The 13,573-nt window shown below is 67.2% G+C and carries 16 protein-coding genes and 1 pseudogene; 10 read left to right on the forward strand and 7 right to left on the reverse strand.

From position 1 onward, the window contains the following. Positions 1–33 precede the first annotated feature (33 nt). On the forward strand, positions 34–402 hold the full coding sequence (locus JOE61_RS09820; protein ID WP_193671119.1) for a MerR family transcriptional regulator: 369 nt from the start codon (positions 34–36) through the stop codon (positions 400–402). A gap of 27 nt (positions 403–429) precedes the next feature. On the opposite strand, the gene JOE61_RS09825 is transcribed toward JOE61_RS09820, so the two are convergent. Both JOE61_RS09825 and JOE61_RS09830 read right to left on the reverse strand, forming a co-directional pair. Next, positions 430–852: a hypothetical protein gene (locus JOE61_RS09825; RefSeq protein WP_193671118.1), complete on the reverse strand. Its 423-nt coding sequence runs from the start codon at positions 850–852 to the stop codon at positions 430–432. 62 nt (positions 853–914) lie between these two features. Beyond that, complete coding sequence (locus JOE61_RS09830; protein ID WP_193671117.1) at positions 915–1,889, reverse strand: YeiH family protein; 975 nt, start codon at positions 1,887–1,889, stop codon at positions 915–917. A gap of 69 nt (positions 1,890–1,958) precedes the next feature. Here JOE61_RS09830 and JOE61_RS09835 point away from each other — a divergent pair, with 69 nt between their 5' ends. After that, the gene (locus JOE61_RS09835; protein WP_193671116.1) at positions 1,959–2,870 is read left to right on the forward strand and encodes a LysR substrate-binding domain-containing protein; all 912 of its coding nucleotides are present in this window, start codon (positions 1,959–1,961) and stop codon (positions 2,868–2,870) included. A 43-nt stretch (positions 2,871–2,913) separates the two neighbouring features. On the opposite strand, the gene JOE61_RS09840 is transcribed toward JOE61_RS09835, so the two are convergent. The 4 genes from JOE61_RS09840 to JOE61_RS09855 all read right to left on the reverse strand — a co-directional run bounded on the left by JOE61_RS09840 (position 2,914) and on the right by JOE61_RS09855 (position 5,436). Next, positions 2,914–3,159: a hypothetical protein gene (locus JOE61_RS09840; RefSeq protein WP_193671115.1), complete on the reverse strand. Its 246-nt coding sequence runs from the start codon at positions 3,157–3,159 to the stop codon at positions 2,914–2,916. Between the two features lie 489 nt (positions 3,160–3,648). Beyond that, a complete protein-coding gene (locus JOE61_RS09845; RefSeq protein ID WP_193671114.1) occupies positions 3,649–4,284 on the reverse strand; it encodes a nucleotidyl transferase AbiEii/AbiGii toxin family protein in 636 nt (211 codons plus the stop codon). After that, entirely contained in the window at positions 4,284–4,790 is a 507-nt protein-coding gene (locus JOE61_RS09850) for a helix-turn-helix transcriptional regulator (protein ID WP_307822913.1), read from the reverse strand. Before JOE61_RS09850 ends, JOE61_RS09845 begins: the two co-directional genes overlap by 1 nt. Positions 4,791–5,241: 451 nt before the next feature. Next, the gene (locus JOE61_RS09855; protein ID WP_135268400.1) at positions 5,242–5,436 is read right to left on the reverse strand and encodes a hypothetical protein; all 195 of its coding nucleotides are present in this window, start codon (positions 5,434–5,436) and stop codon (positions 5,242–5,244) included. A gap of 341 nt (positions 5,437–5,777) precedes the next feature. On the opposite strand from JOE61_RS09855, the pseudogene JOE61_RS21665 reads away from it, so the two are divergent. After that, positions 5,778–6,155 (forward strand): annotated as a pseudogene (locus JOE61_RS21665) (transglutaminase-like domain-containing protein); the annotation flags it as partial. Positions 6,156–6,324: 169 nt separating this feature from the next. After that, complete coding sequence (locus tag JOE61_RS21670) at positions 6,325–6,513, forward strand: hypothetical protein (protein ID WP_227492395.1); 189 nt, start codon at positions 6,325–6,327, stop codon at positions 6,511–6,513. An 11-nt stretch (positions 6,514–6,524) separates the two neighbouring features. Here the strand turns inward: JOE61_RS21670 and JOE61_RS09865 are convergent, their stop codons facing one another. Then, positions 6,525–7,535, reverse strand: coding sequence for an AraC family transcriptional regulator (locus JOE61_RS09865; RefSeq protein ID WP_068111730.1), 1,011 nt, complete (start codon positions 7,533–7,535; stop codon positions 6,525–6,527). A 125-nt stretch (positions 7,536–7,660) separates the two neighbouring features. Here JOE61_RS09865 and JOE61_RS09870 point away from each other — a divergent pair, with 125 nt between their 5' ends. The 6 genes from JOE61_RS09870 (at position 7,661) to JOE61_RS09895 (ending at position 13,339) form a co-directional block, all read left to right on the forward strand. After that, complete coding sequence (locus JOE61_RS09870) at positions 7,661–7,981, forward strand: 2Fe-2S iron-sulfur cluster-binding protein (RefSeq protein ID WP_068111727.1); 321 nt, start codon at positions 7,661–7,663, stop codon at positions 7,979–7,981. A 17-nt stretch (positions 7,982–7,998) separates the two neighbouring features. After that, on the forward strand, positions 7,999–9,405 hold the full coding sequence (locus JOE61_RS09875) for a cytochrome P450 (protein WP_068111724.1): 1,407 nt from the start codon (positions 7,999–8,001) through the stop codon (positions 9,403–9,405). A gap of 41 nt (positions 9,406–9,446) precedes the next feature. Continuing rightward, a complete protein-coding gene (locus JOE61_RS09880; RefSeq protein ID WP_443678572.1) occupies positions 9,447–10,604 on the forward strand; it encodes an NAD(P)/FAD-dependent oxidoreductase in 1,158 nt (385 codons plus the stop codon). Between the two features lie 62 nt (positions 10,605–10,666). Continuing rightward, the gene (locus JOE61_RS09885) at positions 10,667–11,455 is read left to right on the forward strand and encodes a lysophospholipid acyltransferase family protein (protein WP_227492390.1); all 789 of its coding nucleotides are present in this window, start codon (positions 10,667–10,669) and stop codon (positions 11,453–11,455) included. A 56-nt stretch (positions 11,456–11,511) separates the two neighbouring features. Beyond that, positions 11,512–12,108, forward strand: coding sequence for a TetR/AcrR family transcriptional regulator (locus tag JOE61_RS09890; RefSeq protein ID WP_204797203.1), 597 nt, complete (start codon positions 11,512–11,514; stop codon positions 12,106–12,108). 133 nt (positions 12,109–12,241) lie between these two features. After that, entirely contained in the window at positions 12,242–13,339 is a 1,098-nt protein-coding gene (locus JOE61_RS09895) for a BtrH N-terminal domain-containing protein (protein WP_068111716.1), read from the forward strand. The last annotated feature ends 234 nt before the right edge of the window (positions 13,340–13,573 follow it).

A 13,573-nucleotide genomic window follows, 5' to 3' on the forward strand; every position in this document is an offset into this window, starting at 1 on the left:
ACCAGCGAGCCATCCGCGGCCTCCCCCGCCGTCATGCAGATCGGCGAGGTCGCCGCCCGCACCGAGCTGTCGCTGCGGAGCCTGCGTCACTGGGAGGAGGTCGGGCTGCTGCGGCCCTCGGGGCGCACGGAGGGAGGCTTCCGCCTCTACACCGAGGCCGACGTCGAGAGGATCCTGGTGATCCGGCGGATGAAGCCCCTCGGGTTCACCCTCGATCAGATGAGCGCCGCGATGCGTGACATCGAGGCGTTGCGCGACCGAAACCGTCCGGCGGAGCATGACCAGGCGCGGGCGCGGTTGGCTGCGATCCTCGCGGAGGCCGCCGACCGTCGCGTGAAGCTCGAGGCTCAGCTGGGGATGGCTGACGAGTTCCTTCGTGAGCTCAACCGGGAGCTCACCTGACGCGTTGCCGGCGGACGCCCGGTTGGATCAGCCAACGTCAACTGCGACGAGCAGAACCAGTACGAGCGTGCCGAACGCCAAGGCTCCGTGCAGGTGCACCGCGGATGACGGGATCTGCTGCTCGGCCAGGTCACGCTTGCGGCGCTCCACCTCAGCACGCGACCCACGCCGGTCAAGGCGCCACCGCAGGAACATCAATGTTCCTCCGGAGGCCGCGAGGACGAACACCACCAACCCCGCCCAGGCGAGTCCGTCGCTCCCCTGCAACACGTAGATGATCCACACGGCGATGCCCACCAGCGCGAGAAATCCGTGGCCCAGCACCGCCCAGGACGGCAGTCGGCTCCGAGTTGCGGTGGACGCCGGTCGGCCGGTCCGCAGCAGCAGTCCGGCCATGTACGAGCCCACCATGGCGGTGAGCACGGCGAAGGCAAGTGCGGTGAGTTCCATGCCGACCGTTGCCCACGTGGCACCACCTCAAACCGAGGCACGCAGGACAAGCCGTTGGCCGATCAGAAGAGGATCAGGATCAGGGCCAACGACGTACCGAGAGCGATGGCAGTGGAGGCCGCCGCCAGGCAGAGCACCCGGGGCGGGACGGGCCACAGGTCGCGCAGGCGCAGGCCGACACCCAGACCGAACATGCCGCCAGCCAGCAGCACGGTGGTCGCCGTGTCGGCGAGATCGAGTACGGCGACGGGCAGCGGCGCCATCGTTCGGATTGCGGCCATCACCGCGAAGCCGAGAATGAACCCGGGGACCATCGGCGAGGTCCCGCTCGCGGCGTGGGCTCGGCCGGCCAGCCAGGAGACGGGCGCGAGCATCGCCACTCGACCCAGCTTGATCAGCATGGCGAAGGCGACCGCGTTGCCGCCGATGAGGGAGGCGGCGGCGGCGACCTGGGCCACCTCGTGGATGCTGGCTCCCGCCCAGACGGCCGACTGCACGTCGGTGAGTCCGAGCAGGGCCGCCGCCCAGGGCACGAAGCCGATCATCAGCCCGCCGAAGACCGTCACCATGGCCACGGCAAGAGCGACATCTCGTTGGCGGGCGCGTACGACGTCGCTCACGGCCGCGATGGCGGCCGCGCCGCAGATGGAGAACCCAGCGGCCAGGAGCGTCACGAGCCCAGCGTCCAGTCCCATCCGAGTACCGAACCAGCGGGTCAGGAAGTAGGTCACGCTCACCGTGACGACCACGACCAGTACGCCGGTGACACCGACCCGGGCGATCTCCTGGAACGGGAGACGCAATCCCAGCAGGACCACTCCGGCTCTGAGCAGCCCCTTGGTGACGGCCGCCTGGTCGGCCAAGAACTCAGAGCTGACCCAGCCCGAGTTGGCGAGCACGGCCCCGAACAACAGCGCCAGGAGCAACGCGCCCAGCATCGGCACCACGTCGCTGAGCAGCATCGCGAGTACGGCGGCTGCCAGCGGCGGAAGGTAGGCGCGACCCCGGGCCACCGGAGCCATCAGGGTGACGAGCATGGTTGGACCCTCTCCCGCCGAGAGCGCCTTGCGAACCCCCTGATCGGTGGCGACCTATAGGATTTGGTGATGACTCGTGACCCGGACCTGGAGACGCTGCGCCTGCTCGTCGCGGTCTCGGAGTCGACCAGCCTCAACGCCGCCGCACGCACGCGCGGCCTGAGCCAGCCGGCCGCCAGCGCCCGGGTCAAGGAGTTCGAGGCGCGGTGGCAGGTCGCGATCCTGCACCGTTCCGCCCGCGGGTCGAAGCTGACCCGCGACGGCGAGGCCGCCGTCGCCTGGGCCCGGGAGCTCCTACACGCGGCTGACACGATGGTGGCCGCGATGCACACGCTCGCCTCGCAACGCCATGCCGCAGTGGTGGTCGCAGCCAGCCTGACCATCGCCGAGCAACTGCTGCCGCGGTGGCTCGGCGAGCTCCACGTCAGCCATCCAGACATTCAGCCGGAGCTCCGGGTCGTCAACTCCGAGGCGGTGGCAGCGGAGGTGCGAGCCGGCAACGTCGACATCGGCTTCATCGAGTCCTCCTTGTTCCCGGTAGGGCTGGCCCGTGCGGTCGTGGGACACGACCAGCTGGAAGTCGTCGTAGCCAGAGACCACCGTTGGGCTCGCCGCTCGACGCCCTTGACCCGAGATGAGCTCGCTGCCGCACGTTGGGTGTTGCGCGAGCCCGGCAGCGGCACCCGCAGCACCTTCGAGTCGGCGCTGCGGCGACAGCCCGAGATCGCCCTGGAAGGTTCCTCCACCGCCGCACTGATCGGCGCCGCCGTGGCGGGAGTGGGACCTGCCGTCGCCTCCAGACTCGCCGTGCGCGCCGAACTGGAGACCGGACGCCTACGGGCGGTGCCCACCGAACTCGACCTGCGGAGGCCGCTGACCGCGGTCTGGCGGAGCGGCGAACGCCTCAGCGAGGCAGCCAGCCTGCTGCTGTCGACGGCCACCAGGGCCTCCGACGACGGTCGAAGTCGGCGGCAGTCCTGATGTCTCACCCAGCCCTGCTCTGAGCTGAGGGCGGATCCTGCGTCTAACGCTTCGCTCTGCTCGATGAGGGCGGCTTGTCGTTGCGCGGCGCGACGATGGCTGCGGGTGTCTGGAGCACCCCGTCGTAGCCCACTACGTCGCTCTCCCTCGGCATCCACGCGCGATGTCGTTCGCCCACCCACTCGGCGCCGTCGTACTCCGCGATTCCCCAGTCGACGCCGTCGGGGATGCAGATCACGACGAGTTCGGCGTGCGGGCCACTCGCATGCCGGCCGAGGCGCTCGACCACGTCGACAAGGCGGGCATCATCTCTGGCAAGCGCGTTTTCCCCGATGACCCGATAGGCTTCATGAACGACGGCTCATCGTCCATCTCAAGTCCAAGCGCAGAAGCGGCCTCGCGCGAGAGAGCGAAGCCTCCCGGCTTAGCGTTCACAACGATCCTCTGCACGGCCAGCTCCTTCGTGTCTTGTCCCGAACGACGTTACGGAACAGCACCGACACAGCCAACCGATGCGCTGCTGCGCCCAGCGCGGTCGGATTCTTGTCGCAGCCGACGGCGGTCGGCAGCTCCCGCGCCGGCGAGAAGCGCCGCAGCGTGCGCGAGGGGACGCGCTGCAGAGAGGCTCATAGCGAGAGCCCACGGGCCCGCGCGACGCTTGGCGATCTCGCGCTGCAGCCGCTCCTCGTCTTTGAGGAACAGAGAAGGCTGATCCCGTGGTCGAAGATCCCGCTTGGCGCCGGGGAATGCTGGAAGGACACATCATCCGTCCCAGCCTTTAGCTGAGTTCGCGCGCCCAGTCGGTGAAGAACGTCTGGGCGTTCGAGAGATCGTCAGCGGCGAGTGGGATCTCCTGGTCGTCGAAGCGTTCGATGGTCTTGGTCATCTGGGCCAGCACGCTGAGGTCGAAGCCCGCGTCGAGCGTCCGCGCCTGCTCGATGAGGGCCTCTTTGCCGAAGTGGTGTGCGAGTACGTAGATGTCGGCGAAGTCGCGAGCCTCGGCCCGGCCAAAGAGAGCCAGCAGCTTCCGGCCGGCGAGTTCGAGTGGCGCCAGGGTGGGGCCGAGGACGGTGATGGTCGGTCTGCTGTGGGGTGGGGAGTCGATGGCGAGGTCGACCAGGGTCTCCTCCCCCGCCCGGGTGACGACCATCCGGCAAAACGTGGGTCCATCCTGGATCAGGTCCACGCCGCAGTCCCGTTCGCGAAGCGCCTGCACGAAGGCGTCCTTGGCCGGCGTCACTGACGTGGTGGGTGTCGCGGCGAACAGGTCGAGGTCTTCGGTGGGCCGGTCGATGAGGCCTGAGGCGAGGAGCGCGGCACCGCCGGCGACGACGTAGCCCTCGGCTGCGTCGAGGCCGAAGAAGACGGCGGCGAGATCGACCTGGAGATCCGTGAGCTGTTGGGGGCGATCCATCAGGCGACCTTCCCGGTGGTCTCACCCGTAGCGACGGCATGCCACGCGGTGCGGATGGCGCGCGGGAGCACGAGCTCGTCCCACAGGTCGGCCAGCAGCGCGCCGTCGACGTAGGTGAGGACGTCGTCGGGCCGGCCCTCGCGCAAGACGATCTCGTACACCCGGGCCCGTTGGCGGCGGTCGCGCAGCTCGTAGCGGCGGGCTCCGTCGGACCAGTTCAGGTGCAGCGGGAGTTCCACGGTGGCCAGGGCGCGGTGGAGCGGCAGCCTGGGTAGCGCGGTGGGGACCTGGACCGGGCGGCCGCGGTCGACAGCGACGTGCCGGAACTCGATGCGGGGGGTGATGGCGAGGTCATATCCCGCGGCGGCGACGATCCTGGCTGCGGTGGCCAGGGTGGGCGACTTCCGGTCGTGCTCGTATGCCGACAGCGTGGGCCGAGAGGTACCTGAGATCTCGGCCAAGGCGGCCTGAGACAGGCACGCCTCGTCGCGGGCCTGTCTGATCACGTTTCCTTGAGCCATATCCATATAGTATCCGATCGGATACTTACCTTGACAGCGCAGCTATCGGACGAGCGTGTCAGTGACGGTCCAGCCGACGATAGTCGTGAGGTTCCACTCTGCGCCCCCTGCGGCGAGCGGCGGGAGCGCTCACCGTGCGCGACAGCGCTGTCCGGATGGCCAGTCACTAAGTGGACACTCGATCAAGTCTCTAAATGTTTTCAGGCTCGGAATCCGTGGATTCCGAGCCTGAACTTTGTAGCGGGGGCAGGATTTGAACCTGCGACCTCTGGACGCCGTCGAGGGCGTCGCGACTACTTCGGTCCTGGATCGGAAGCTACCGATTCGCACGGTGTGGTGAGGGATGCGCCCTCGCGTCCGATCTCAGGATACCCGCCTGGCACCGAGTAGCGCGGGCCCAATGTGGACCGTAAGTGGTACCGGGTCGAATCCCCTGTCAGCCTTCGGCGGGCGCTCCGCGAGCATCGCGCTGGCCACGGTCGTAGGCCTCAATCCCGCCCTCGAACCAACAGTGCGTCGCTAACTGGATGAACGCGGCGTCTACGCCGAGAGCGTCGACGTTCTTGCCAGCGTCGTGCAGCAACGCGGCCAGCATCGGGTTGTCCGGGCTTGGCCACGGCGGCTCAGGCATCTTCGCCGCTCGCGGAGTCGGCCAACTCCCGTCGCATGTCCTGCTCCCAGGTGTAAGTCTCAGCCTCTACCCACGGATCCTGCTCGGTCACAGCTTCAGACTGCCACGACCCACCCACCTCGCGACCGCGACGGGCGAAGTCCGGGTGAGTGCGACCTTCGCGGCTACTAGACGATTCCCGTAGGGCCGGTGTCTGGCCAGACTCGGTCCAGGTGATCGGCGGGGAGCTCTCCACGCGGCTGCCCACCGGCTGTTCTGGTGTGGCTCACTATCGGTCTGCAGCCCGCCGATCACCGTGACGAGGCATGGCTCAAGAAGGGACTGCCCTGCTCGTAGTAGCAATGCCCACTGGCGGCGGCGATGACGCCGACCGCGGGACCGCACCTCGAGCGACCTTCTTCCTTGATCACGACAGCGCTTCGGTGCGCGACTTCACCGAGCAGGTGATCGCCGGCGCGTCGAGCCCTCGTGAGCGAGCGAGCCTCCTCTTCGCAGCGGTCCGGGACAGGGTCTGGTACGACCCCTACTCGGTGTCCCGAGATCCTGCGCACTACCGGGCGAGCTACGTGCTCGAGGCGGGCCGCGCCTACTGCGTTCCCAAGGCGGTGCTTCTGACCGCGGTGCTGCGGGCCGTGGGCATCCCCGCCCGGCTGGGCTTCGCTGACGTCCGCAACCACCTGCAGACCGACACCTTACGGGCCGTCATGGGTGGCACGGACCTGTTCGTGTACCACGGGTACTGCAGCGTCCACCTCGACGGGCGATGGATGAAGGCGACGCCGGCCTTCAATGTCGAGCTGTGCGAGCGCTTCGACGTGCCCCCGGTGGACTTCGACGGACAGAGCGACGCGCTCATGCACGCCTTCACCCTCCGACGGCACCCGGCACATGGAGTACGTGCGGGACCACGGCAGCTTCGACGACCTCCCGCTGGACCGGATCCAGACGGCCCTCGAGCAGACCTACGGCCGCATGGCCCCCGGCGTCGGGCTTGCCGACGACGCCTTCATTGGTCCTGGGAACGCCGGGGAGGCCGGCGAGCATGCACCCGTGGACCCGTCAGGAAGCTCGGACTGAGCACTCTCGCCTCAACGGACCTCGTGCTCACGTCGGAAGTGGCTCGGTGAGCTGCCGGTCCATTTCTTGAAGGCGTGCGAGAAGTTGGTGAGATCGCTGTAGCCCAGCTCGTTGGCGACCTCGCCGACCGACGTGGAGGGGTCGAGAAGCCGCTTCCTGGCGCGGTCGACCATCGACTGCTGCAGCAGCTCGCGGAAACTGGTCCCCTCAGCGGCGAGGCGCCGTTTCAGGGTGCTCGAGGACATCGAGAACTCGTCCGCGACGGACTGGATCGTCCTTGCCCCGGACCCGTCGTCGAGCAACGCCCAGACTCTGCGGGTGAACTCCGGGGTGTCGGCTCGGCACGCGAGCGCCTGCTGGAGCTCGGTGACGGCGAGTTCGTAGGAGATCGGGTCGGGGAAGCGGCAGGCAGCCTGAAGCGTCCTCGCGGGCATGTGCAGGTAGGAGAAGGGGGCGTCGAACTCGAGCCGGGACCGGCTCGCGGCCTCTCGGGGTAGCACGCTCGGCTCCGGCCAGTGGCTGTGCATGGTTGCCTCCGAGGCCTCGACGACCACCAGGTCGATCAGCCGTAGGAGTGCCAGTCCGCAGTAGGTGACGACCAGACAGTCGAGATCGGGGTCGCCTGCGTTCCCCGACAGCCGGATCGTCAGGTCGTCCTGCTGCGGTTGGAACTGCGTGGTGACCGCGTTGGTGATCAAGGGCAGATAGGTCAGCAGCTCCACGACTTCTTCGACGGTGCACGCGCTGACCAACGGGACACTCAACGGTCCGAAGGATGTGAGCTGCGCGTGTTCTGCGCAGGCGATCCCGAGCCGGGTGGCCTGCTCGATGTCGAGGTCGGGATAGACCTCGCGGAACCATCGCAGCGGTGCCTCGCCCTGGGTCCGGATGAGAGCCAGCTCACCGGTTCCCTCGCGCGCCATGATGACGCGAAAACGCTCGACGGCGTCCGCGTCGATCGCCGGACTGCTCAGCAGTTGCACGAAGGCCAGCGACGGGACGCCTGGCTCGTCTGTCCTCACAGGCAATCCTCACGTGATCCGAATTCACAACATACTGACACGATACGACATGGCTTTGCCGGGGACAGTCGACAACAATCATCATCGAAACGTCTATCCGGTAGGCAAAGGTAGGAGAATTGTCGATGGCAGTGGTCACCTTCATGTCGCACGATGGGGAGCAGCACGAGGCCCCGCTCGAGGAGGGCAGCTCGCTGATGCAGGTGGCGACGAACAACGCCATCCCGGGCATCGATGCCGACTGCGGCGGCGAGGCCGCATGCGGCACCTGCCACGTGATCGTTGATCGCGCCTGGGCCGACAAGGTCGGCCGGTCCGGTCCCGAGGAGGAGGAGATGCTGTCGATGAACCCCGAGCGACAGCCGACGTCTCGCCTGTCGTGCCAAGTCAAGGTCTGCAAATCGTGGGACGGCTTGACGGTGCAGTTGCCCGAGTTCCAGATGTAGCAGGAGGGTCAAGCCCGATGAAGTTCCCAGAAGTGAAGATCCCAGAAACAGTGAAAACGAAGGTGGAGTCCGCCATCCCCCTGGAGCGACAGATCCAGGGCGCGCGCCTCTACGACAAGGGCCGGCGTTGGGTCACCGGCGCGAACGGGCCGATGTTCGTCGAGGCCCGGATCCCGCCGGTCGAAGAGGTCCCCCTCGCCGAGATCGACCTCAGCAACCCGTTCCTCTACCGACAGGGGCGGTGGGCGTCCTACTTCGAACGTCTGCGCAACGAGGCTCCGGTCCACTACCAGCCCCACAGTCCCTTCGGCCCGTTCTGGTCGGTGACGCGTCACGCCGACATCATGGCGGTGGACAAGAACCACGAGGTCTTCTCCGCCGAGCCTCTCATCGTCATCGGAACACCCCCGCGGTTCATGGACGTCGCGATGTTCATCGCCATGGACCCGCCCAAGCACGACATACAGCGGCGCGCCGTACAAGGTGTCGTCGCACCGAAGAACCTCCACGAGATGGAGGACCTCATTCGCGAGCGCGTCAGGGACGTCCTGGACAACCTGCCCGTCAACGAACCGTTCGACTGGGTGAGCACGGTGTCGATCGAACTGACCGCCCGCATGCTGGCCACGCTGTTGGACTTCCCCTTCGAGGAGCGGCACAAGCTCGTCGAGTGGTCGGACCTGGCAACCTCGATGGAGCAGACCAACGGCGGCCCGGCCACTACCGACAACGACGAGCTGTTCCGGGGCATGCTCGAGATGGCGCGAGGACTCACTGAACTCTGGCACGACAAGGCCGCCCGGCTCGCGGCCGGCGAAGAGCCCGGGTTCGACCTGGTCACGATGCTGCAGAGCGATGAGAGCACCAAGGACCTGATCAAGCGTCCGATGGAGTTCATCGGCAACTTTGTTCTGCTGATCGTGGGCGGCAACGACACCACACGCAACTCGATGAGCGGCGGAGTTCTTGCACTCAACCAGTTCCCCGACCAGTTCGAGAAGCTCAAGGCCAATCCGGACCTGATCCCGAACATGGTCTCGGAGATCATCCGCTGGCAGACGCCGCTCGCGTACATGCGGCGGATCGCGAAGACCGACACCATGCTGAACGGTCAGTTCATCCGCAAGGGCGACAAGGTGGTGATGTGGTACGCGTCCGGCAACCGCGACGAGACGGTGTTCGAGCGGCCGGACGAGCTGATCATCGACCGTCGCAACGCCCGCAACCACATCGCTTTCGGCTTCGGCGTGCATCGGTGCATGGGCAACCGGTTGGCCGAGCTGCAGCTGCGGATCCTCTGGGAGGAGCTGCTCCCGCGCTTCGAGAGGATCGATGTGGTCGGTGAGCCGCAGTACGTGCAGTCCAACTTTGTTCGCGGCATCAGCAAGCTGATGGTCGAGCTCACCCCCAAGGGCAGCGGATGAGCTCAGGGCGCGCGGTGGTGGTCGGCGCCAGCCATGCCGGGGTGCAGCTGGTCACCAGCCTCCGCCGAGAGGGTTGGTCGGGTGAGATCGTGCTGGTCGGTGACGAGTCGGCGCTGCCGTACCAAAGGCCTCCGTTGTCGAAGGCATATCTGGCCGGGAAGTGCTCGCTGAAGGAGCTGGCCATCCGGTCGGAGGACTTCTACGTCAAGCAGGACGTCGAGCGGGTGACTGCCAGCGTGCAGGAGATCGACCGGCCGGCGGGCGAGCTCGTGCTCGGCACCGGGGACCGCTTGTCCTATGACGCTCTTGCTCTGTGCACGGGAGCGCACCCCCGACGTCTCCGCGCCGAGGGTGCCGACCTCGACGGGGTGCACTACCTGCGTCAATCGTCGGGGGTGGAGCGGATCCGCGAGGACGCGATCCCCGGGCGCAACGCCGTCATCGTGGGTGGTGGGTACATCGGGCTGGAGACCGCCGCCTCGCTGCGCTCGTTGGGCCTCCACGTCACGGTCCTCGAGGCCGCAGACCGGGTCCTCGAGCGGGTCACTGCCCCTGAGGTGTCGGCCTTCTTCACACGGATCCACCAAGAAGAGGGCGTCGACGTGAGGACGAACGCCTCGGTAGAGGCCCTGGTCGGCGACACCCGCGTGCGAGAGGTGGTGCTGGCCAGTGGCGAGTCGGTCCAAGCGGACTTTGTGATCGTCGGGATCGGGATCGAGCCGACCACCGAACTCGCCGAGGCAGCCGGCCTGGTCGTGGACGACGGGATCCTCATCGACGCCCACGCCCGCACCAGTGACCCTGACATCGTGGCGGCCGGGGACTGTACGTCGCAGGACATCCCCCGCTACGGCCGACGAATCAGGCTGGAGTCGGTCCCGAGTGCAGTGGAGCAGGCCAAGGTGGCAGCGGCGACTATCTGTGGAAATGACAAGGAGGTGGCGGCGCTCCCGTGGTTCTGGTCGGACCAGTATGACCTCAAGCTCCAGATCGCGGGACTCAACACCGCCTATGACGACATCGTCATGAGCGGTGACCCGACCCGTGACCGCGACTTCACCTGCTACTACCTCCGGAAGGGCGAGCCGATAGCTGCTGACTGTGTCAACCGTCCCCGGGACTTCATGACCACCAAACGCATGCTCACCCAGGGGACTGCGGCCGACATGGCCGCCCTGACAGCGGAGGTGGCGGTGTGAGAAGCCGCAGTGACCGCTGGTCGTGGTCACCATCGAGCCATTGCCCGCCGAGGTGAGCAAGGATGGCTTGGAGGTCGACGGTCTGGACGGCGATGGGAGTCCTGCGTATCGTTCCGGACTTGCGTGACTCGGGTCGGTCCGCGGGCGCGAGAGGCGTCCCCAGAGACGCCCGCGGGCCTGCGTGGTGGCTGGCGTTGCTCGTCTGCAAACCGCTGCTGCTGCTGGGCAGGAGAGCGGACTGGCGCGGTACGGAGCGCCTGCCCGGGTCGGGAGGCGTGGTGCTGGCGGCCAACCATGTCTCCCAGGCCGACCCGCTGTTCCTGGGGGAGATGATCCTCGCCCAGGGCCGGACCCCCCGGTTCATGGCCAAGGCGAGCCTGTTTCAAAGTAGAGCAGTCGGCTGGTGGTTCCGGTCGGCCGGCCACGTCGAGGTCGATCGGTCCGACGGCCGGTCAGGGATCCGTGCCGCGGTCGAAGCCGTGGAGCGTGGCGCTCTTGTCGTGGTGTATCCGGAAGGATCGATCACAAAGCGACCGGATGGACGTCTGATGTCGCTCAGGTCGGGTGCTGTCCGCATCGCACTCGAGACGTCGGCTCCATTGATTCCCGTTGCTCAATGGGGCGTGCAGGCGATCGTGCCAGCCTACGAAGGGAGGGTGGTGCTGGGCCGCCGCCGTCGTCGGGTCACCCTGCTGGTCGGGGACCCGGTGCAACTCGAGGACCTCCGAGAGTTGCCGAGGGCGACGGCAGTCGCTGTAGGGGTGCAGAGGCTTCAGGACACCCTCGCCGTCATGGTCGACCAACTGGCCCACGAGCACGCTAGGAGCGTGCGGGCGTGTCCAGGTCAGTGACGCGAGTCGGTCGCGAGACACGAATCGCTAACCTCTCTGACATGCGGGGACCCTCCATGCGCGAACGGTTCAGGGAGCACATGCGCGCCGCTGTCCTCGAGGCTGCCCACGACCTGATCGTCGACCGCGGCTGGGACCGGGTGCGCATGGGAGAGGTGGCGCATCGTGCCGGGGTGTCGCGAGCGGCGCTCTACAAGGAGTTCGGTGACAAGGCCGGCCTTGGAGAAGCCCTCGTGCTCCGCGAGGCCTCGCGCTTCCTGGAGGGCATCCAGAAGGCGCTGGAGGCACACATCGGCGATGCGAAACGCGGCATCGCAGCAGCCGTCGACTACACCTTGATCGAGGCCGAGCGCAGCCCCCTGCTCAAGGCAGTGCTCATCTCCAACCGAGACCTGGATGCGGGCAGTCAGCCGTCCACAGGGATGCTCCCGCTGCTCACGACATCCGCGCGGCTTCTCGACCTCGCCTCCGACACCCTAGCCGCATGGGTGGCGAAGAGTTACCCGAGTCTTCCCCCAGACGACGTCGTCGACGCGGCCGACACCATGGTGCGCCTGACGGTCAGTCATCTGGCGCTCCCCAAGTGGGACCGAACCGCGACGGCGCGCAAGATCTCCGACGTCGCCGTCCGGTTCCTGTCCCTCGAATCGTGACCTGCACCAGCCCTCACGACCGCCGTCGACCGCGAGCCCCTGCGTGCCTCAGCGAAATGTAGAGTCGCGGAACCCGCCGCGCCCGACCCACCGGCGTACGCACAGAGCCCTGCGAGCCCATCCAGGAGTTGCCATGTCAGCTGAGTTCCTGCCCCGACAGCCGGAGCCGCGGCGGATCCTGCTGGACTATCCCCACCGCGAGGCCGGTCATTGCGGTTCCGGAGCGCTGAGAGACCTCCTGGAGTGGGCCGGTCTCGGCTGGGAGGAGGTACCGAGCGAAGGTCTGGTCTTCGGGATGGGCGGCGGTCTGGGTTTCACCTATCTGCGCGTGCCGGCTCTCACCCCGCCCATCTACTTCGTCGGGCGTAGCAGCGACCTTGAGGTCGACCTTCTTTCGAGGCTCGGTGCAGAGGTCGACGTCCGTGGCACCGACGACCCCGTGACCGGTTGGGGCTGGGTCCGCAGGGAGCTCCAGCGAGGCCGTCCCGTGCTGATGTGGGCGGACATTGCTGAGCTGCCCTACCTCAATGTCCGCCTTCAGATGAGTCGGCATGACATCGTCGTGATCGGTTATGACGACGAGACGGAGAAGGCTTTTGTGGTGGACAACGACCGAGCCGAGGTGCAGGAAGTCTCCTACGAGGCTCTTGCGCGGGCGCGCGCGTCACGGTCGTTCCCCGTGCCCACGAGGCACACCACGTACTTCGTGAACTGGCCCCAGAGCCTGCCCGGTCTCCGCCCGACCGCGGCTTCGGCCCTCGTCGCCTCGGTCGAGAACATGCAAGCGCCGGTAACCGCGATTATCCCGGATACGTCGGCGCTGCCGCCGGATGCCGTTGCTGCTGCGGGGATCAGTGGAGTCGCGGTATTCGCCGAGGATGTCGACCGGTGGCCGGGGCTCATGCCCGAACCGGAACTAGACGTCGCGCTGCGTTCACTCCACGCCTTTGTGGAGAAGGCAGGGACCGGCGGCGGCCTGTTCCGCCGGTTGCAGGCACATTTCTGTGCCGACGTGGCTCGGCTAACGGGGTCCGCTGAGATGGCGAAGGCCGGAACCGCGCTCCTGCGCTGCGCGGACACGTGGTCGGCGCTGGCTGCGGCCGGCCGTAGCGACGCAGCGACGTTCGACCGCTGGCGACGGGTGAATGAGCTCGTCGCGACGCTCCCCAGAGACGAAGACCATGCCATCTCTCAGATGCGCAAAGCGGCGGGCGAACTCAGCGATGGGTGACCAATCGTAGGCAAGTCAGCGAACGCCAGCACGCGAGCACCACCGCCGAGCTCGGGACTGCTGGCTCGGACGTTTGTCTGCTACACCGGCCTCCTGGTGACTCTCGTGCCTGCATCTCCGATGGTGGGTGTGCCCGAAACAGAGGCGTCTCCAACTTCTCGAACCGGCGAACGTGCGCGGCCCCACTTCGCCCTGATGGAGGCGGCTTAGGTCAGACCCTCGCAGGTCCTACGA

Origin of the sequence: Nocardioides salarius, assembly GCF_016907435.1 — a bacterium.
GTDB lineage: Bacteria > Actinomycetota > Actinomycetes > Propionibacteriales > Nocardioidaceae > Nocardioides > Nocardioides salarius.

Excerpts from the sequence above, each read along its gene's own strand:
- JOE61_RS09820 (WP_193671119.1), top strand. The coding sequence starts at position 34 with ATGCAGATCGGCGAGGTCGCCGCCCGCACCGAGCTGTCGCTGCGGAGC.
- JOE61_RS09825 (WP_193671118.1), bottom strand. The coding sequence starts at position 852 with ATGGAACTCACCGCACTTGCCTTCGCCGTGCTCACCGCCATGGTGGGC.
- JOE61_RS09830 (WP_193671117.1), bottom strand. The coding sequence starts at position 1,889 with ATGCTCGTCACCCTGATGGCTCCGGTGGCCCGGGGTCGCGCCTACCTT.
- JOE61_RS09835 (WP_193671116.1), top strand. The coding sequence starts at position 1,959 with ATGACTCGTGACCCGGACCTGGAGACGCTGCGCCTGCTCGTCGCGGTC.
- JOE61_RS09845 (WP_193671114.1), bottom strand. The coding sequence starts at position 4,284 with ATGGATCGCCCCCAACAGCTCACGGATCTCCAGGTCGATCTCGCCGCC.
- JOE61_RS09855 (WP_135268400.1), bottom strand. The coding sequence starts at position 5,436 with ATGCCTGAGCCGCCGTGGCCAAGCCCGGACAACCCGATGCTGGCCGCG.
- JOE61_RS21670 (WP_227492395.1), top strand. The coding sequence starts at position 6,325 with ATGGAGTACGTGCGGGACCACGGCAGCTTCGACGACCTCCCGCTGGAC.
- JOE61_RS09870 (WP_068111727.1), top strand. The coding sequence starts at position 7,661 with ATGGCAGTGGTCACCTTCATGTCGCACGATGGGGAGCAGCACGAGGCC.
- JOE61_RS09875 (WP_068111724.1), top strand. The coding sequence starts at position 7,999 with ATGAAGTTCCCAGAAGTGAAGATCCCAGAAACAGTGAAAACGAAGGTG.
- JOE61_RS09885 (WP_227492390.1), top strand. The coding sequence starts at position 10,667 with ATGGCTTGGAGGTCGACGGTCTGGACGGCGATGGGAGTCCTGCGTATC.
- JOE61_RS09890 (WP_204797203.1), top strand. The coding sequence starts at position 11,512 with ATGCGCGAACGGTTCAGGGAGCACATGCGCGCCGCTGTCCTCGAGGCT.
- JOE61_RS09895 (WP_068111716.1), top strand. The coding sequence starts at position 12,242 with ATGTCAGCTGAGTTCCTGCCCCGACAGCCGGAGCCGCGGCGGATCCTG.